This window comes from Kitasatospora albolonga, assembly GCA_002082585.1.
In the GTDB taxonomy this organism is placed as follows: domain Bacteria; phylum Actinomycetota; class Actinomycetes; order Streptomycetales; family Streptomycetaceae; genus Streptomyces; species Streptomyces stephensoniae.
On sequence record CP020563.1, the window covers coordinates 1752674 to 1771186 of the forward strand.

The 18513-nt window shown below is 73.1% G+C and carries 17 protein-coding genes; 10 read left to right on the plus strand and 7 right to left on the minus strand.

The window, feature by feature from the left end; genetic code table 11:
• Nucleotides 1-259: 259 nt before the first annotated feature.
• A complete protein-coding gene (locus B7C62_07580; GenBank protein ARF77034.1) occupies nucleotides 260-2650 on the plus strand; it encodes a hypothetical protein in 2391 nt (796 codons plus the stop codon).
• Nucleotides 2651-2711: 61 nt separating this feature from the next.
• A complete protein-coding gene (locus B7C62_07585; GenBank protein ID ARF72148.1) occupies nucleotides 2712-3104 on the plus strand; it encodes a hypothetical protein in 393 nt (130 codons plus the stop codon).
• 93 nt (nucleotides 3105-3197) lie between these two features.
• Here B7C62_07585 and B7C62_07590 read toward each other — a convergent pair whose 3' ends face one another.
• The 4 genes from B7C62_07590 to B7C62_07605 form a co-directional block, all read right to left on the minus strand.
• A complete protein-coding gene (locus tag B7C62_07590; protein ARF72149.1) occupies nucleotides 3198-3926 on the minus strand; it encodes a DNA-binding response regulator in 729 nt (242 codons plus the stop codon).
• A complete protein-coding gene (locus tag B7C62_07595) occupies nucleotides 3923-5200 on the minus strand; it encodes a two-component sensor histidine kinase (protein ARF77035.1) in 1278 nt (425 codons plus the stop codon). Before B7C62_07595 ends, B7C62_07590 begins: the two co-directional genes overlap by 4 nt.
• Before the next feature lie 208 nt (nucleotides 5201-5408).
• The gene (locus B7C62_07600) at nucleotides 5409-5687 is read right to left on the minus strand and encodes a hypothetical protein (protein ID ARF72150.1); all 279 of its coding nucleotides are present in this window, start codon (nucleotides 5685-5687) and stop codon (nucleotides 5409-5411) included.
• Nucleotides 5688-5697: 10 nt separating this feature from the next.
• Complete coding sequence (locus B7C62_07605; GenBank protein ARF72151.1) at nucleotides 5698-6480, minus strand: phage shock protein A; 783 nt, start codon at nucleotides 6478-6480, stop codon at nucleotides 5698-5700.
• 297 nt (nucleotides 6481-6777) lie between these two features.
• Here B7C62_07605 and B7C62_07610 point away from each other — a divergent pair, with 297 nt between their 5' ends.
• From B7C62_07610 to B7C62_07620, 3 genes are all read left to right on the plus strand, one after another.
• Nucleotides 6778-7377, plus strand: a complete 600-nt coding sequence (locus B7C62_07610) for a hypothetical protein (GenBank protein ARF72152.1) — start codon at nucleotides 6778-6780, stop codon at nucleotides 7375-7377.
• Between the two features lie 143 nt (nucleotides 7378-7520).
• The gene (locus B7C62_07615; protein ARF77036.1) at nucleotides 7521-8213 is read left to right on the plus strand and encodes an SAM-dependent methyltransferase; all 693 of its coding nucleotides are present in this window, start codon (nucleotides 7521-7523) and stop codon (nucleotides 8211-8213) included.
• A 108-nt stretch (nucleotides 8214-8321) separates the two neighbouring features.
• Nucleotides 8322-9419, plus strand: coding sequence for a signal protein PDZ (locus tag B7C62_07620; protein ARF72153.1), 1098 nt, complete (start codon nucleotides 8322-8324; stop codon nucleotides 9417-9419).
• A gap of 75 nt (nucleotides 9420-9494) precedes the next feature.
• Here B7C62_07620 and B7C62_07625 read toward each other — a convergent pair whose 3' ends face one another.
• Nucleotides 9495-9704: a hypothetical protein gene (locus tag B7C62_07625; protein ID ARF72154.1), complete on the minus strand. Its 210-nt coding sequence runs from the start codon at nucleotides 9702-9704 to the stop codon at nucleotides 9495-9497.
• Nucleotides 9705-9782: 78 nt separating this feature from the next.
• On the opposite strand from B7C62_07625, the gene B7C62_07630 reads away from it, so the two are divergent.
• From B7C62_07630 to B7C62_07640, 3 genes are all read left to right on the plus strand, one after another.
• Nucleotides 9783-10985, plus strand: a complete 1203-nt coding sequence (locus B7C62_07630) for an adenosylcobinamide kinase/adenosylcobinamide phosphate guanyltransferase (GenBank protein ARF72155.1) — start codon at nucleotides 9783-9785, stop codon at nucleotides 10983-10985.
• Between the two features lie 191 nt (nucleotides 10986-11176).
• On the plus strand, nucleotides 11177-12295 hold the full coding sequence (locus B7C62_07635) for a nicotinate-nucleotide--dimethylbenzimidazole phosphoribosyltransferase (GenBank protein ID ARF72156.1): 1119 nt from the start codon (nucleotides 11177-11179) through the stop codon (nucleotides 12293-12295).
• A 111-nt stretch (nucleotides 12296-12406) separates the two neighbouring features.
• Entirely contained in the window at nucleotides 12407-14191 is a 1785-nt protein-coding gene (locus B7C62_07640) for a hypothetical protein (protein ARF72157.1), read from the plus strand.
• Between the two features lie 208 nt (nucleotides 14192-14399).
• Here the strand turns inward: B7C62_07640 and B7C62_07645 are convergent, their stop codons facing one another.
• Together B7C62_07645 and B7C62_07650 are read right to left on the minus strand one after the other, a co-directional pair.
• Nucleotides 14400-14840, minus strand: coding sequence for a hypothetical protein (locus B7C62_07645; protein ID ARF72158.1), 441 nt, complete (start codon nucleotides 14838-14840; stop codon nucleotides 14400-14402).
• Nucleotides 14841-14897: 57 nt separating this feature from the next.
• Nucleotides 14898-15662 (minus strand): hypothetical protein, encoded by a 765-nt coding sequence (locus B7C62_07650; GenBank protein ID ARF72159.1) that lies wholly within the window; start codon nucleotides 15660-15662, stop codon nucleotides 14898-14900.
• An 88-nt stretch (nucleotides 15663-15750) separates the two neighbouring features.
• On the opposite strand from B7C62_07650, the gene B7C62_07655 reads away from it, so the two are divergent.
• Nucleotides 15751-16536 (plus strand): adenosylcobinamide-GDP ribazoletransferase, encoded by a 786-nt coding sequence (locus tag B7C62_07655; GenBank protein ID ARF72160.1) that lies wholly within the window; start codon nucleotides 15751-15753, stop codon nucleotides 16534-16536.
• Between the two features lie 286 nt (nucleotides 16537-16822).
• Entirely contained in the window at nucleotides 16823-18382 is a 1560-nt protein-coding gene (locus tag B7C62_07660; protein ID ARF72161.1) for a leucyl aminopeptidase, read from the plus strand.
• Nucleotides 18383-18513: the final 131 nt, after the last annotated feature.

The following is an 18513-nucleotide window of genomic DNA, read 5'->3' on the forward strand; positions in this document are numbered from 1 at the left end:
CGGTGCGGACGCAGTCGCGTCCGCCGCCGGAGCCCCGGTACGCCGTGAACCGGCGTACCGGGGCTTTTCGCTGCCGGGAGGACCATGGCCGCCACTCCGGGGCATTGCTCGCGACCAGGACATTCCCGCAGGCTGAATCTCCCCCATACGCCCACCGGGCCATCCTCCCCGTAACTACGCTGCTACTCACCGCAGCGACCTGTGCGCGGGCGGTACGGGCAAGGCTGACCGGATGTACGGCGAGGACGGTGGGGCGGGCATGAGTTACGAGGACCGTGGGACGGGCGTGGGCGATGAGGCACGCGGTACGGGGGTGGGGCACGGGGAGGCCGCAGCCGACCGGGCCCTGCCTCAGGCGGAGGAAGAGGTGGGGAACCGGCGGAGCGCCGCCGAACGCGACCCCGCCACCGGCCTGCCCGGCCTGGCCGCCGCGCTGAGCGGCCTCTCCGCCCTCCGCGCCGGGGCCGGGGACCGGGAAGGGGCCCTGGCGGCGGCCGAGGAAGCGGTGGAGCTCTACCGGACGCTCGGCGACGAGCGTCCGGACGGCTTCCTGCCCGAGCTGGCCGGGGCCCTGCACCAGCTGTCGGACCGGCTCTCCGCCACCGGGAACCACGACGGCGCCCTGCCCCCGGCGAAGGAGGCCGCGCGGATGTACGCGGAGCTCGGCGGGAAGCGCCCGGGGCACTTCCAGGCGGAGCTGGCGCTGACCATGGGCGCCCTGGGCGACCGGCTCGCCGACACCGGGGACCGGGTGACGGCGGTGCCGTTCGCGCAGCAGTCCGTACGGCTCCAGCGGGAGCTGGTCGAGGAGGAGCAGCCGGGCGCGTCCGTCCCGGCGCTCGCGGCGTACCTCCTGCGGTACGCCGCCCATCTGACGGCTGCCGGACAGCCGGTCGAGGCCGTGCCCCGGGCCGAGGAGGCGGTCGGCTTCCTCCGCGAGCTCACCGGCCGGGAACCGGACACCTTCCGCCCCCGGCTCGCCGCCGCTCTCCACGCCCTCGGGAACCACCGCGCGGCGGTGAGCGACACCTCGGGGGCGGTCGAGGCGACCCGGGAAGCGCTCACCCTCCTCCGCGAGCTGACCGCACTGCACCCGGATGCCTTCCGCCCGGAGCTGGCCACGGCCCTCAACGCCCTGGCCGGTCACCTCGACCGGTCCGACGACCGGGCGGCGGCGCTCGGGGCGGCGGAGGAAGCCGTGGCCCTGCACCGCGAGCTGGCCGCCGAGAACCCCGGGGCCTTCCGCCCCGGGCTCGCCACCGCGCTGGCCGCCCTCGCCCGGAGCCTGGCCTCCACCGGCGGCCCGGAGGAGGGGCTGCCCCCGGCGCGGGAGGCCGTCGAGCTCCTGCGCGAACAGGGGGACGCGTTCCTGCCCGAGCTGGCCGACGCCCTCCAGACGCTCGGCACGCGCCTGGAGCTGACCGGCGATACGGAAGGGGCGGTGGAGGCATTCTGGGAAGCGGTGGCGCTGCACCGGTCGCTGGCACTGGAGGCGCTGGAGACACCGGGCGCCTCAGCCGCCTCTGTCCTCTCCGCTCTCTCCGCCGCCTCGGGCTCCGCTGCCTCCCCGGCCGCCTCCCTGGTCTCCGCTCTCGACAACCTGGCCCGGGTGCTCGCCCGTACCGGTGAACACGCGGCGGCGATCGAGGAGTTCGAGGAGACCGCGAAGGAGTTCGCCACGGCCCACCCGGCGACCGCCCGGCGCCTGCGCGTCGAGCGGAGCGCCTTCCTGCTGCGCTGCCCCGACCCCTGGCCCACGACGGGGCTGAGCGAGCTGGTGACGTTCCTGGACGAGGAGGGCGAGGGGGCAGGCGCGGACACCGTGACCGTACGGGCCCGGCAGGCGCTGCGCGGGTACGGCGACCTCGCGGCGGTGCACGCGGCCTGGGAGGACGAGACCTTCACGCCCGTACCGGCGTGGCTCGCCCTGACGCCGGAGACCCTGGAGCTGGTCAGCGCCTGGATGTTCGCGCCGAACTGGCCCCGGTCCCGGGACTTCTGGTCGGAGAACGCCGAGGTGCTGGGCGGCGAGGAGGCGTCGGCGGCCCTGGACGAGCTGGCGATCCTGGACCCGCGCGGCGCGCAGCGGCACGCCATGCTCCGGGACGCCGTACTCGTCCACGGGGTGACCGCCGCCTACGATCCCCTGATCCTGTCGGAGCAGCTGGCGGAGTGGCTGGAGTACGCGGACTGGGCGGAGTCCCGGGCCTACCTGGAGGAGCACCCGCGCCTCCTGACCGTACAGCCGCCCCAGGACACCCCTCTGGCCCATGTCGCCCTGCTCGACATCGGCCGCACCGAGGGCCTGGACGCCGCGTACCGCCTGGTGGAGGACCGGGGCGCCCTCCAGGCGTACGTGGACCGGTCGTTGGCGGCCGGGGACGGCACCGCGCTGATGCACGGCGGCGGCATCGAGGGCCAGGTCTTCCGCGACCGGCTCTCCTCGCTCACCCACGCCCAGGTGGCCCTGGTGCTCTCGGGCGAGAGCGAGGGCTTCGACCCGGACGATCTGACCGCCCTTCTCCACAAGGCCGACGAGGAGACCCGCACCCGGCTGGTGCGGGAGACCGTCGCCCTGAGCCTCCGCTACCCGGAACCGCATGGGGAGACCTGGCGTCGGATCATCGAGGCACTGGGCGGGGAGAGCTGAGGCCGACGGGCCTTCGGCGACTGCCGTCCCGTGGGCGTCGAGCCGGGCAAGGAGCACACTCATGAGCTGGTCCCGACGATCTGCGGGCGCACTGCTGACGGCGGCCGCAGCGATCACCGTGTCCGGGTGCACCGTCAGCAGCGGCGGTGAGGGGGAGGCTGTCTGCGCGTTCGAGGTGAGCTACGAGGGGCGGAGCTACCGGGACGTCGCGAACGTGGACTTCACGGTCACCGACAAGCTGGGCACCGCCAAGCTGCCGCCGTGCAACGACACCGGCGGGGACGAGGAGGCCGAAGCGGAGGAAACCGAGGAGGCCGCCGCTTACGGAGTGAGGGGCCTGCCCCCTGAGACAGCCATCGCCGTGGGCAGTTCACCGGAGGACGCCGTGTTCGTCGTCTCCTCCTCCGGCTCGACGCTCCCGCCCGAGGTGCAGGAGCTGCTGGACAAGCCATGATCATCGCCGCCTCCAGCTCGTCGGCCATCCGGGAGACACGGCCTTTGACGGGGAGCTGACGGGGAACCCGAAGGGGGGCCCGTCAGCTCCCCGTCACTCCGCCCGGGGGCGTACCAGGCCCGATTCGTACGCGATGACCACCAGTTGGGCCCGGTCCCGGGCCGCCACCTTCGCCATCGCCCGGTTCACATGGGTCTTGACCGTGAGCGGGCTGACCGCCAGCCGCTCGGCGATCCGGTCGTTGGAGAGGCCGCCCGCCACCAGGACGAGCACCTCCCGCTCGCGCACGGTGAGCGCGGCCAGGCGTTCCGCGTACTCCGCGCTGTCCGGTCCCTCGCCCTCTCCCGAACTGCCGCCCTGGGCCAGGAAGGTGGCGATGAGCCCCTTGGTGGCCGTCGGGGAGAGCAGCGCCTCGCCCGCGTGGGCGACCCGGATCGCGTTGAGCAGTTCGTCGGGCTCGGCGCCCTTGCCGAGGAAGCCGGAGGCTCCGGCGCGCAGGGCCTGGACCACGTACTCGTCGACCTCGAAGGTGGTGAGCATGACCACCCGTACGGCCGCGAGCGCCGGGTCGGCGCTGATCATGCGGGTGGCGGCGAGCCCGTCCGTGCCCGGCATCCGGATGTCCATCAGGACCACGTCGGGGGCGGTCGCCCGGGCCAGCTCGACCGCCTCGGCCCCGTCGGCCGCCTCGCCGACGACCTCCATGTCGGGTTCGGAGTCCACCAGCACCCGGAACGCGCTGCGCAGCAGGGCCTGGTCGTCGACGAGCAGCACCTTGATCGGTGCCTCAGGTGTCCCCAGGGTTTCTTCAGGCTTGGTCATCGGCGCTCCCCCGTCGTGACCGCCGCCGGGCCGGGCGGTTCCGGTTCGCCCGTGCGGGCCTCGAAGGGCAGGATCGCATGGACCCGGAACCCGCCTCCGTAGCGCGGTCCCGCCGTGAGGGCGCCGCCGAGGGCGGTGACGCGTTCGCGCATGCCGAGCAGGCCGTGGCCGCCGCCGTCGGGGGCGGCTTCGCTCTCGTGGCCCGCGCTCCCCCGGCCGTTGTCCAGCACCGTGATCTCGGCGGTGGTGCCGACCCGTACGACGCTGACCTCGGCCCTCGCTCCGGCGCCCGCGTGTTTGCGTACGTTGGTCAGGGCCTCCTGGATGACCCGGTACGCGGCCAGGTCGACGGCGGCGGGGAGGCGGGGGGCCTGTTCGGCGCCCACCACCTCGACGGGGAGCCCGGCGTTGCGGAAGGTGGCCACCAGTTCGTCAAGGACCTCCAGGCCGGGGGCCGGTTCGGTGGGGGCCTCGGGGTCGCCGGACTGGCGGAGGAGGCCGACGGTGACCCTCAGCTCGTTGAGCGCGGAGCGGCTGGCCTCCCGGACGTGGGCGAGCGCCTCCTTGGCCTGGTCGGGGCGCTTGTCCATGACGTGGGCGGCGACCCCGGCCTGGACGTTGACCAGGGCGATGTGGTGGGCGACGACGTCGTGGAGGTCCCGGGCGATCCGCAGCCGCTCCTCGGCGACCCGGCGGCGGGCCTCCTCCTCGCGGGTGCGTTCGGCCCGCTCCGCGCGCTCGCGGATCGCGTCGACGAAGGCACGGCGGCTGCGTACGGCGTCCCCGGCGGCCGAGGCCATCCCGGTCCAGGCGAAGACGCCCAGGTTCTCCTGGCTGTACCAGGGCGTCGAGCCGAAGGCCATCGCGACCATCGTCAGCAGCCCCATGGTCAGCAGGCCGACCCGCCAGGTGGTGGGGCGGTCGGTGCGCGAGGCGACGGTGTAGAGCGCGATGACGGTGCTCATCACGACCGGGGCCGGAGGGTCGATGAAGATGTGCTCGGTGGCCGCTAGGGCACCGGTCACCGCGAGGACCGCCATGGGGTGGCGCCTGCGCAGGACGAGGGCCGAGGCGGCGAGCACCATCAGCAGCACGCTGAAGACCGCAGGGGTGCGGGTCCCGAACGTCGGGCCGCCGTGGCCCTTGCCCGGGTCCGCGAACGAACCGCAGATCATCGCGATCAGGACGCAGAGCGCCAGGGCCGCGTCGAACGCGAGGGGGTGGTCCCGAAGCCAGCGGCGGGCCCGCGCGAACCCGGAGGGGAGGGTGGTCACATCCAGCAACGGTACGGCGTGTCGCGTACGGAACCGTCTCCGCGCTGTGCCGGTACGGCCCCGATGCGCCTACGGACCGTACGTACGGGCCGGGGCAGGGGCAGGAGCGGGCACCGCGTCCGGACAAGCGCCGTGCCCCGCGGCGGCGGGCCGGCGCGGGGCACTGGCGGGCGTACGAGTGCTGGTGGAGGCAGCGCCTCCGGGTTGTTCAGTTCGGAATGAGTCCGTCGTCGCTGAGCATGGCGCGCACCTCTTCGAGGGTCGCGTCGGGCGCGGGCAGGATCAGCTCCGACGGCTCCAGGGAGTCGTCCGGCAGCGGAGTGCCGAGCTCGCGCACCTTGTCCAGGAGCGCGTGGAGCGTGGTCCGGAAGCCGGGGCTGTCGCCGCTGTCCATCTCCTTCAGCAGGAGATCGTCCAGCTCGTTCAGTTCGGCGAAGTGACTGTCGGCCAGCTTGACCTGGCCCTCCCCCATGATCCGTACGATCATGACGCCGCCCTCACTGCTTGTCGAACTTGTGCGGGGACTGCTGCGACTGCGGTGTGCTGTCCTGCACACCGCCCTCGATCGCCTGCTGCGAGGACGAGGAGCCGCCGGCCAGCTCGGCCTTCATGCGCTGGAGCTCCAGCTCCACGTCCGAACCGCCGGAGATCCGGTCCAGCTCGGCGGCGATGTCGTCCTTCGCCGTGCCGGTCGGGTCGTCCAGGGCACCGGAGGCGAGCAGCTCGTCGATGGCACCGGCCCGTGCCTGGAGCTGCTGCGTCTTGTCCTCGGCCCGCTGGATCGCCAGGCCGACGTCGCCCATCTCCTCGGAGATGCCGGAGAACGCCTCGCCGATCCGGGTCTGTGCCTGGGCCGCCGTGTAGGTCGCCTTGATGGTCTCCTTCTTGGTGCGGAAGGCATCGACCTTGGCCTGCAGCCGCTGGGCCGCGAGGGTGAGCTTCTCCTCCTCGCCCTGCAGCGTGGTGTGCTGCGTCTCCAGGTCGGTGACCTGCTGCTGGAGGGCGGCGCGCCGGGACAGCGCTTCGCGCGCCAGGTCCTCGCGGCCCAGCGCCAGCGCCTTGCGGCCCTGGTCCTCCAGCTTGGACGACTGGCCCTGCAACTGGTTCAGCTGCAGCTCCAGGCGCTTGCGGGACGTCGCCACGTCGGCGACGCCGCGACGCACCTTCTGAAGCAGCTCCAACTGCTTCTGGTACGAGTAATCCAGGGTCTCGCGCGGATCTTCGGCCCGGTCCAGGGCCTTGTTTGCCTTCGCGCGGAAAAGCATCCCCATACGCTTCATGACACCGCTCATGGGCTTCGCGCGCCCCCTTCTGACGGACTGAGCTCCAGCACTCCCGATAGAACCCACAGTACGGGCCCTGCCTCTATTACCGCACTGTTCGGGACCTGATGTGCTCCTCCCCAAGGACGAGTGCACCCCGTGACGGCTCCCGCCCAGGGTGTAGGTGGCGGTCAGGGAAACCCGTGGTTAAGGCATGTTCTGCCCCTGTCGGGTGGTTACGGGGACGCCGTCCGTTGCCGGATCGTTCCCGCCCGGTCCACATGTCCGCACCCCGACCCCGTACCCTTGGGTTTTGTGTTCCGTAGCCGTGCCAAGACAGAGAAGGCCCCCACCGACCAGGTGACGGCGGACCTCTCCAAGCAGCCCCGCGACCCGCAGGCTCCCAAGGGTCGCCCCACCCCCAAGCGCAGCGAGGCCCAGACGCAGCGCCGGCGGGCCAATTCCGGCGTGCCGACCGACCGCAAGGCGGCCATGAAGCGCCAGCGCGAAGCGCGCCGCGCCGATCTGGCCAGGCAGCGCGAGGCGCTCGCCTCGGGCGACGAGCGCTATCTCCCGGTCCGCGACAAGGGCCCGGTGCGGCGCTTCGTCCGCGACTTCGTGGACTCGCGCTTCTGCGTCGCCGAGTGGTTCCTGCCGCTCGCCGTGATCATCCTGATCCTCAGCGTGATCCAGGTGCAGAACATCCAGACCATCTCGCTGCTGCTCTGGATGGGTGTGATCATCCTGATCGTGATCGACTCGATCGGTCTGTCGATCCGCCTGAAGAAGCAGCTGCGGGAGCGTTTCCCGGACACCCCCAAGCGCGGGGCCGTCGCCTACGGCCTGATGCGCACGCTCCAGATGCGTCGTCTGCGGCTCCCGAAGCCGCAGGTCAAGCGCGGAGAGCGGCCCTGAGCACGGATACCTCCGGCGCCACCGGGCTCCGTCCGGCGGGCCCCGGCTCCGTACAGGAAACAGACCTCGTTCGTGACGCGGACCCCGTGCGTGACACGGTCCACGTTCGTGACGCGGTCCGCCAGGAGCTCGTCGCCCGGCAGCTGGACGAGCAGATAGCCGGGCGGTTCCCGGTCGGGCAGCGGCTGCGGGTCCTGGACGTCGGCATGGGCCGGGGCACCCAGGCGCTCCGCCTCGCGCGGGCCGGTCACTCGGTGACCGGTCTGGAGTCGGACGCCGAACTCCTCGGCGCGGCCCGCGAGGCCCTGGCGACCGAGCCCGAGGGCATCCGGGAGCGGGTCCGGCTGATCGAGGGCGACGGCCGGGAGACCGGTGTGCACTTCCTGCCGGGCAGCTTCGACGTGGTGCTCTGCCACGGCGTCCTGATGTACGTCGAGGAGCCCGACCCGATGCTGGCCGGGCTGGCCCGGATGCTCGCGCCGGGCGGTCTGCTCTCGCTGCTCGTCCGGAACGCGGACGCGCTCGCGATGCGCCCCGGGCTCACCGGGGACTTCGGCGCGGCCCTGGCGGCCTTCGACACGGCCACGTACACGAACCGGCACGGCCTCACCGTGCGCGCCGACCGGCTCGACGCGCTGCGGGCCACCCTGGCCGGGATCGCCGCCCCGCTGCACGCCTGGTACGGGGTGCGGGTCTTCACGGACAACGTGGCCGACGGGACCGAGCTGCCCGCCGGGGAGCTGGAACGGGTGCTGGCCCTGGAGGACCGGGCGGGCCGGACCGACCCGTACCGGGGCATCGCGGCGCTGCTGCATCTGTGCGGAGTGCGCGGCTAGGAACCCGTACAGTTCCCGCCCCTGTACGGTCGCCACCTCCGTACAGGGGCCCCTCGTTCGGCCCATCAGCACAGGCACCCGAAAGGGTGGGGACACCAGACTCCGGATATGGACGCATCCCCCTCCCGCCGCTCCGTCCGGCGTCTGCTGCTCCCCCTGTCCGCGGGTGTCTGCGCGCTCGCCCTGGCGGCGACGGCCGGCTGTTCCGGCGGGACCCCGGCGGCCTCCCCCGCCCCACAGGCCAGCCCTTCCGGTACGGCCCAGGGCTCGGCGGCCCGCGCCACCAACGACCTGGAGAGCGCCTACCAGGCCGTCATCAACGACGTCCTGCCCTCGGTGGTCCAGATCGACGCGTCGAACAGCCTCGGTTCCGGGGTCGTCTACGACGACAAGGGCCATATCGTCACCAACGCGCATGTGATCGGCGACGAGAAGAAGTTCAAGGTCACCGCCGCCACCGGGGAGGCGGTGCTGAACGCCTCGCTGGTCTCCTCCTACCCCGAGCAGGACCTGGCCGTCATCAAGCTGGACGAGGTGCCCGAGGCGCTGAAGCCCGCGGAGTTCGGCAACGCGGAGGAGGTCGAGGTGGGGCAGATCGTGATGGCGATGGGCTCACCGCTCGGCCTCTCCAGCAGCGTCACCCAGGGCATCGTCTCGGCGCTCGGCCGGACGGTGAGCGAGAGCCGGTCGGGCGGGGGCACGGGCGCGACGATCGCCAACATGGTGCAGACCTCGGCCGCCATCAACCCGGGCAACAGCGGCGGGGCCCTGGTCAACCTGGACAGCCAGGTGATCGGCATCCCGACCCTCGCGGCGACGGACCCCCAGATGGGCGACAGCGCGGCGCCGGGCATCGGCTTCGCGATCCCCGTCTCGATGGTGCGGACGGTCGCCGACCAGATCATCAAGGACGGCCGGGTCACCGACTCGGGCCGGGCGGCCCTGAACATCACCGCCCGTACGGTCGTGGACGACTCCTACCGGCCGGCCGGGGTGGCGCTGGTGAGCGTGGACCGGGGCGGCGCGGCCGACGAGGCGGGGCTGCGGGCCGGGGACATCATCACGAAGATCGACGACTCCGAGGTCACCACCATCACCTCGCTCTCCGAGGCCCTGGCGGGCGACAAACCGGGCGACAAGGTGACCGTAACGTACACGCGGGGCGACGACAGCAGGACCGCCGAGGTCACGCTCGGGGAGATCTGAGGACGGTGAGTGCGGGAAGGGGCGGTACGGAATCTCCCGTACCGCCCCTTCCCTCGCCCAGCCGCTGCCCGGGCCTCAGGCGCCGTCGGCCTGGAGGCTCATCGGGCCGTAGATCTTGGTCGAGTCCTCGAAGAGCGTCACCTGGGCGGCGCCGCCCTCCAGGAGCTCCTTCCAGTACTCGCCGATCCAGGACTCCGCGTCGCCCTGGGTGGTGAACTCCTCCGGCTGCAAGGCCGGCTCCGTCTCCGTACCGTCGGACTTCTCGAACCGCCACGTCCACGCCATGTGCGCCTCCCGGGTCACGTTGCTGCCCGAAGCCTAGCCGGGCGCGCACCCGGCGTGGGGACACGGGAGGATCAAGGTGTGGAACTGACTCTGCTCGGCACCGGAGCCCCCGAGGGGCTGCCGCGCCCCTCCTGCCCCTGTGCGGCCTGTGCGACGGCCCGCGGTCCGTGGGCGCGCGCCGCGACCGCCCTGCTGGTCGACGACGCGCTGCTGCTCGATCTGACCCCGGGGGCCGTGTTCGCGGCGGCCCGCGCGGGGCGCTCGCTGGGCGCGGTACGCCAGGTGCTGCTGACCCATCCGCACGACGGGCCCGCCGTCGAGCTGCCCGCCACGCTGCCTCCGGCCGGGCGGGTGCCGGACGGCCAGGTGCTGACGCTGATCAGCGGGCACCGGGTGCGGGCGGTGCCGATGGACGCGCCGGGGACCGGTTACGAGGTGAGCTCCCCGGAGGGCGAACGGCTGCTGTACCTGCCGCCGGGGGGTGCCCCCGCCGGTCTCGACGGGCGCGCCGAGCGGCCGTACGACCTGGTCGTCTGCGATGTGGTCGGACGCCCCGACGCCGTGGCGCGGCTGCGGTCGGTGGGCGGGGTGGGCCCGGCCACCGAGGTGATCGCGGTTCATCTGGACCATGACGCCCCGCCGGGTGCGGCGCTGGAGCGGCTGCTCGCGGCGGCCGGGGCGCGGGCGGTGCCGGACGGGACGACGCTGGTGGTGGGCGAGTACCCGGTGGTGCCGGACGTGCCGCGCCGGGTGCTGGTGACGGGCGGCGCCCGGTCGGGGAAGTCGCTGGAGGCGGAGCGGCGTCTTGAGACGTTCCCCGAGGTGGTGTACGTGGCGACCGGCGGGCGCCGCGAGGGGGACCCGGAGTGGGCGGCGCGGGTGGGGCTGCACCGGGAGCGCAGGCCGGGCGCGTGGCGGACCGAGGAGACCTGTGAGGTGGCGGAGCTGCTGGGGGCGGACGGGCCGCCGCTGCTGGTGGACTGCCTGTCGCTGTGGCTGACCGACGCGATGGACCGGGTGGACGCCTGGGAGGACGTGCGGTGGCGGGAGGGCGGTGAGGCGGCGCTGCGGACGCGGGTCGCGGAGCTGGTGGCGGCGGTGCGCGCGACCCGGCGCCAGGTGGTGCTGGTGACGAACGAGGTGGGTGCGGGGGTGGTCCCGGCGACCCCGGCGGGGCGGCGGTTCCGGGACGAGCTGGGGCGGCTGAACGCGGCGGTGGCGGCGGAGTGCGAGGAGGTGCTGCTGGTGGTGGCGGGGCAGGTGGTGGTGTTGCGGGGGTGAGGGGGCCTCGCGCGGAGGTGTGCGGAGGTGTTACGTCGGTGAGAGAGCGTCGCGCGCAGGCACCGCGTCGGTGAAGGGGCGTCACCGGTACCGGCCGGGCCGTCCGGGCCGACCGGTACTGTTCCCGGCAGGGGCCCGCCGCCGGGTTCCCGGACCGGAAACCGACGTGACGACCCGCGAGGCAGACCTCCGTGAATCTGGACGACTTCTCCGACCTGATCGAACGCCCCGACGGGGGTGTCCGGCGCGACGCCGAGGAACGGCGGGAACGGCTGATCGTCCCGCCGGGGGCGCTGGGCCGGCTCGACGAGCTGGGCGAGTGGCTCAGCGCCGCCCAGCAGTCCGTACCGGTCCGGGCCGTCGAGCAGCCGCGCGTGGTGCTCTTCGCCGGTGACCACGGGGTGGCGGAGCTGGGCGTCTCCGGGCGGGCGGCGGGCACCACCCACGAGCTGGTGCGGGCGGCCCTCGACGGGGCGAGCCCGGTGGCAGTGCTGGCCCGGCGGTTCGCGGTGCCGCTGCGGATCGTGGACGCCGGGATCGACTGCGATCCGGAGCTGCTGCCCGAGTCCGTCGTACGGCACCGGGTGCGGCGGGGTTCGGGGCGCATCGACGTCGAGGACGCGCTGAGCGCCGAGGAGGCCGAGCGGGCCGTCCGCCTGGGCATGGCGATCGCCGACGAGGAGGCCGACTCCGGTACCGATCTGGTGGTGCTCGGCGACCTGAGCGTGGGCGGGACCACGGCCGCCGCCACCCTCATCGCCGCCCTCTGCGGTACGGACGCCTCGGTGGTGACCGGGCGCGGCGGTGCGGGCATCGACGATCTGGCCTGGATGCGCAAGTGCGCCGCGATCCGGGACGCGCTGCGCCGGGCCCGGCCGGTGCTGGGCGACCAGCTGGAGCTGCTGGCCACGGTGGGCGGGGCGGATCTGGCCGCGATGACGGGGTTCCTGCTCCAGTCGGCGGTGCGGCGGATGCCGGTGATCCTGGACGGGGTCGTCGCGTCGGCCTGTGCGCTGGTGGCGCAGCGGGCGGCGTTCCGGGCGCCGGACTGGTGGCTGGCCGGGCAGGTCAGCGGGGAGCCCGCGCAGTCGAAGGCGCTGGACCGGATGGCGCTGACCCCGCTGCTGGACCACGGGGTGACGGTGGGCGAGGGTACGGGGGCGCTGCTGGCCCTGCCGCTGGTGCAGGCCGCCGCCGCGCTCGCCGCCGAGCTGCCGGAGCGTACGCCGGAGGCGGCTGATGAGGAGGACGAGGCGGAGGAGTCAGCCAAGGACGCCGAGGACGGGACGAAGATCCTCGACGCGACCTGAGCGGCCGGGGCGGGCGGGCCGCCTCCTGCGGGACGCCCGCCGCCCCACCCTCATACATCCGCATATGCCTGCACATCCATATGTCCGCAATGCGCCATATGATCACTTCTCATGGGAGAGGTTCGATCGGCCGAAGAGACAGCCCGGCGCAGTACCGTCCGGTCCCGGCGCAGTGCGGCGTTCGCCATCTGGTACCTGCGCGTCGTCTCGTTCATCAATTTCCTGAGCGCCGTCTGGGTCACCCTCGGGCAGGACCTGCGGCGCCACAACACCGAGAACTACTTCACGCCGTACCTGCTCACCGCGGGGTTCTCCTCCGGGGTGATCGCCCTGTTCCTGGCGGTCACGATGCGGCGGCGCAAACGGGCCGCCTGGATCGTGAACCTGGTCCTGGGCGGGCTGGTGCTCCTGGCCCTGATCCTCGCGTTCTTCTTCGCGGAGATCCGGCAGCACGCCCAGAACTGGGTGTCCCTGGCGCTGACGGCCGCCTTCGTCGTGGCGCTGCTGCTGGGGCGGCGGGAGTTCTACGCCAAGGGCGACCGCTCCAACCCGAAGCTGGCGGCCCTGGTCGCCGCGGTGGGGCTGCTGGTCACCTCGCTCATCGCGACGGCCCTGGTCACCGTCACCAACACCGCCCATGACGAGCACCGCTCCACCTTCCTGGACCGCTGGCGCTACGGGGCGCTGCGGCTGGTCTCGGTGGCCGCCGACGACGCGCGCTTCCCCGGGATCACCACCCCCGGCTGGGTCAATGTCGTCATCAACGTCCTCTCGACGCTGCTGCTGATCGCCGTCGTGTACGCCGCGTTCCGCTCCCGCCGGGCGGTCGACCCGCTCTCCCCCGAGGACGAGGCGAAGCTGCGGGCCCTGCTGGACAAGCACGGCGAGAGGGACTCGCTCGGCTACTTCGCGCTGCGCCGGGAGAAGAGCGCCGTATGGTCGCCGACCGGGAAGGCCGCCGTGGTCCACCGGGTGGTCGGCGGGGTCTCCCTGGCCTCCGGCGACCCGATCGGCGACCCCGAGGCATGGCCGGGCGCGATCGAGCCGTGGCTCGCCGAGGCCCGCGAGCACGGCTGGATTCCGGCCGTGATGGGCGCGAGCGAGGAGGCGGGCACGGTCTACGCCCGGCACGGCCTGGACGCGCTGGAGCTGGGCGACGAGGCGATCGTGGAGACGGCGGAGTTCACGCTCGACGGACGGGCGATGCGCGGGGTGCGGCAGGCGTACAACCGGGTCAAGCGGGCCGGTTACGAGGTGACGATCCGGCGGCACGCGGACATCCCGGAGGCGGAGATGGCCGAGCTGGTCCGGCGCGCGGACGAGTGGCGCGACGGGGAGACCGAGCGCGGCTTCTCCATGGCGCTCGGCCGCCTCGGCGACCCGGCGGACGGACAGTGCGTGATGCTGGAGTGCCGGGACGCGGGCGAGGGGGACGGGAAGGGCGGCGAACTGCGGGCGCTCCTCAGCTTCGTCCCCTGGGGTCCCCACGGTCTCTCCCTGGACCTGATGCGCCGTGACCGCGAGGCGGAGAACGGCCTCATGGAGTTCATGGTCATCCAGCTCCTCCAACGCTCCGGCGAGATCGGGATCACTCAGGTCTCGCTCAACTTCGCCATGTTCCGGTCCGTCTTCGAGAGGGGATCGCGGCTCGGCGCGGGACCGGTGCTGAGACTGTGGCGTGCGCTGCTGAGCTTCTTCTCGCGCTGGTGGCAGATCGAGTCGCTCTACCGGGCCAACGCCAAGTACCGACCGATCTGGGAGCCACGTTTCATGCTGTTCGAGAAGAGCGCCGACCTGGCGCGCATCTCCATCGCGGCGGGCCGCGCCGAAGGGTTCCTGGAAGCGCCGGGGCTGCCGAAGTGGCTGCACCGCGCGCGTCCCGGCGCCCACAGATGAGCCGCTCCCGGATGAGCAGCCCGGAGACGAACGGCTCCCGGACGAGCCGTTTCCCGGCGCTGCGCCGGGCCGCGCGGCGGGAGTGGGGCCCGCTCCTCACCACCGTACGGACGGGGCTGTCCGAACACGGGGTGCGGGCGCTCGCGCTGACCCTGACGGCGGTGACGCTGACCGCGGCCGTGCAGGTGATCCAGAACCAGTCGTGGGGCTACGGCCCCGTGCAGGCCCTGGGAGCAGTGCGGGCCGAGGACCCGCTGTGGCTGGCTCTGCTGCGTACGCCGCTGTCGTTGTTCGTGCCCGCGCTCGATCTGCCGGTGTGGGGTGCGCTGGCGCAGATCCTGCTGGTGTTCGGCATCGCGGAGGTGTGCCTGGGGCGGTGGCGCACCCTCGCGGTGGCGTACGGGGCGACGCTGGCGGGGACGCTGTACGCCCGGGTCGGCATCGCGCTCGGCCCGGACGCGTTCCTGGGGCTTCCGGCCTCGGACGCGCAGGTGGTGGACACCGGGCCGTCGGCCGCGGTGGTGGGGCTCGCGGTGTACGTCTGCCACGCCCACCGGGCCTGGTTCACCGGGTCACTGGTGGTGATCGCGATGGTGGTGGAGGTCCTGGTCAAGGACAACCTGGCGGGCCGGGAACATCTGGCCGCCATCGCCGCCGTCCTGGTGGTCTGTACCGTACGGGAGTGGCGCGGGCGGCGGGCCGACGGTCAGGGCTTGCGGGCGGGCGGCGGCGGGACGCGGTCCGGGGCGCCGCCGATGAGGTCCTGAAACTTCCGGCGGGGGCCCGCCCAGCGCACATCGTGGTGGTAGGCGCGCAGCACCGCCCGGGAGCGGGCCCGGTGGCGGTCGCGGTAGAACCGTTTCGCCCAGGGCGAGGTGGGGCGGGCGAGGCGGAGCGCGGCGATCAGCGCGACGAACGGGACGAGGGTGCCGACCAGTGCCATCCGGGTCTTGCCCTTGAACAGCGCGATCAGGACGAAGCAGAAGTTGATCGCGTACGTGGTGATGACGCCGAGCCTGCCCTGCTGCTCCTCGTCGGTCACGTCGTCCACCCCGAGCGGTGAGAACCCCGCCAGGACCAGCAGCACCAGCGAGGCCGTCAGCACGACGACCTCGACGCTCTGGCGGCCCTCCTCAGTCCAGTACACGTCGTCCAGGTGCAGGATCAGCGCAAACTCGTCCAGCACCAGACCGGCCCCCACCCCGAAGATCACCGCGCACACCCCGGCGGCCACCCCGTGCCGTCCGGCCGCCACCGCGCCGAAGCCGCCGATCACCGTGAGCACGACCCCGGGCACCACATGGTGGATGTGGATGCCGCCCGGGGTGATGTTGCGGAACGGGCCCTTCCCCGCGCGGATCATCCGCGTGATCGTGCGGGTGATCGCGAAGGTCAGGACGAAGGCGGCCAGCGCGAGGAGCAGGGGGAGCTTGCCCGGCTCGGCGATGTTGGTGTGCCACCAGTTACCCATGCCACCCGCTCCCGATGTGGTCAGTTCTGCGGCTTTTCCGACGCTTCGGCCAATCTATCCGTGCGCGGGAGCGGCTAACCTGCCCGCGGTGACCTCCCTGAACAGCCATGGCCTGCGCTTCGCCTTCGGCACCCTCACCGCGCTGCCCGTCCGCGTGACCCGCTGGGACCGCGCGACCGCCCGGACCGGCATGCTCTGCGCCCCGCTCGCCGGGCTCGTCGTCGGCCTGCTCGCCGCCGCGCTCGGCGCGCTGTCGCTGCTGGCCGGATCGGGTCCGCTGCTCGCGGCGGTCGTCTCCGTCGCGGTGCCCGCCGCGCTCACCCGAGGGCTGCACCTGGACGGCCTCGCGGACACGGCGGACGGGCTGGGCAGCGGGAAACCGGCCGAGGACGCGCTGCGGATCATGAAGCAGTCCGACATTGGGCCGTTCGGTGTCATCACCCTGCTCCTGGTCCTGCTGGCCCAGGTCGCGGTCCTCTTCCAGCTGTACGGGGAGGGGGGCTGGGCACAGGGCGCGCTCGGGGCCGTCGTCGCGGCCGTCGCCGCCCGGCTCGCGCTCACCCTGGCGTCCCGTCAGGGGGTCCCGGCGGCCCGGCCGGAGGGGCTCGGCGCGGTGGTGGCGGGCACGGTCCCGGTGGGGCGGGCGGTGCTCGTGGCGGCGGTGACGGTGGCGGTGTGCGGGGCGGCGGGCGCGGTGTCCGGCCCGTACGGGGCACTGCACCACGCGCTCGCGGTGCTCGGCGCCCTGGCCGCCGCCGAACTCCTGCTGCGCCACTGCGTGCGGCGGTTCGGCGGGGTGACCGGGGACGTGTTCGGCGGGGTGGCGGAGACGGCGGCGACGGCGGCCCTGGTGGTGCTGGCGCTCGGGCCCTGACGCCGCGAAGGGTCGCGGGCCCGGCGCCGTGAAAACCTGCGGGCACCGTCCCGGTCCTGACGCCGTGAAGGCTCGCGGGCCCACCGACGTACCGGCGGAAAACGGTTGTCCGTGCGGCCGGAACCGACCGCCTTACCGGTCGGGAACGGCCCGCCGCCGTAACTCCGGGCGAATGGCGCGCGTAGGCTCGTTCACGGCACGTCGCACAGACGTCTACGATGCGCCGGGCACGGTCGCCCCACCCCTCGGCCGAACAGGAACTCAACGGAAGCGAGATTTCACCACCGTGACTGCTCTCACTCTCAGCACTGCCGGTGCGGCGACGCTGCGCGCCGACGCACTCGTCGTCGGCGTCGCGAAGGCCGCCGCGTCCAAGGCCGGGAACCTGGTTCTCGCGCCGGGCGCCGAGGCCGTGGACAAGGCGTTCGACGGAAAGCTCGCCTCCGTTCTCGCGACCCTGGGGGCCGTGGGTGCCGAGGGCGAAGTGACCAAGCTGCCCGCGCCGTCCGGGCTCAAGGTCCCGGTCGTCATCGCGGTCGGGCTCGGTCCGGTCCCGGACAAGGAGGACGCGTACGACGCCGAGGTGCTGCGCCGCGCCGCGGGCACCGCCGCCCGTGCGCTGACCGGTACGAAGAAGGCCGGTTTCGCGCTGCCCGCCGGTTCCGTCGAGGACGCCGCCGCCGTCGCGGAGGGCGCCCTGCTCGGCGCCTACGCCTTCACCGCCTACCAGGGCGGCGAGAACAAGCTCGCGCCCAAGGACGCCAAGTCCAAGGACAGCGGCCCCAAGCTGCCGCTCGCCGAGGTGGCCGTCGTCGGCGCCAAGCCCCGCGACAAGGCGTACAAGGCGGCCGTCGAGCGCGCCCTCGCGCTGGCCGAGGAGATCAACCGCGCCCGCGACCTGATCAACACCCCGCCGAACGACCTCTACCCCGAGTCCTTCGCCGCCGTGGCCACCGCCGCGGGCAAGGAGCACGGCATCAAGGTGCAGGTGCTCGACGAGAAGGCCCTCGTCAAGGGCGGCTTCGGCGGCATCCTCGGCGTCGGCCAGGGCTCCGCGAACGGCCCGCGCCTGGTGAAGCTCGCCTACACCCACCCGAAGGCGGAGAAGACCCTCGCCCTCGTCGGCAAGGGCATCACCTACGACTCGGGCGGCATCTCGCTCAAGCCGGCCGGCCACAACGAGACGATGAAGTGCGACATGAGCGGCGCCGCCGCCGTGTTCGCCGCCGTCGTCACCGCGGCCCGCCTCGGCCTGAAGGTCAACGTCACCGGCTGGCTGGCGCTCGCCGAGAACATGCCGTCCGGCAACGCCACCCGCCCCGGTGACGTACTGCGCATGTACAGCGGCAAGACCGTCGAGGTCCTCAACACCGACGCCGAGGGGCGGCTCGTCCTCGGCGACGCGCTGACCCGCGCCTCGGAGGAGAAGCCGGACGCGATCGTCGACGTGGCGACCCTGACCGGTGCGATGGTGCTGGCGCTCGGCAACCGCACCTTCGGGATCATGGCCAACGACGACGCCTTCCGTACGTCGATCCACGAGATCGCCGAGGAGGTCGGCGAGGCGTCCTGGCCGATGCCGCTCCCCGCCGACCTGCGCAAGGGCATGGACTCCCCCACCGCCGACATCGCCAACATGGGCGAGCGGATGGGCGGCGGTCTGGTGGCCGGTCTCTTCCTGAAGGAGTTCGTGGGCGAGGGCATCGCCTGGGCGCACCTGGACATCGCGGGCCCGGCCTTCCACGAGGGCGCCCCGTACGGCTACACGCCCAAGGGCGGCACCGGCTCCGCCGTCCGCACCCTGGTCCGGCTGGCCGAGCGCACCGCCGCCGGCGACCTGGGCTGAGTGAGCGATCCGTACGGCCCCGGGCATAGGTCCGGGGCCGTACGTGTTGTCCGGGCTGAACGGGAGAGAAGAGAGAGATTCCGCCCGAGACCCGGTTTCGCCGGAGACCAGGTTTCGCCGGAGACAGGGTT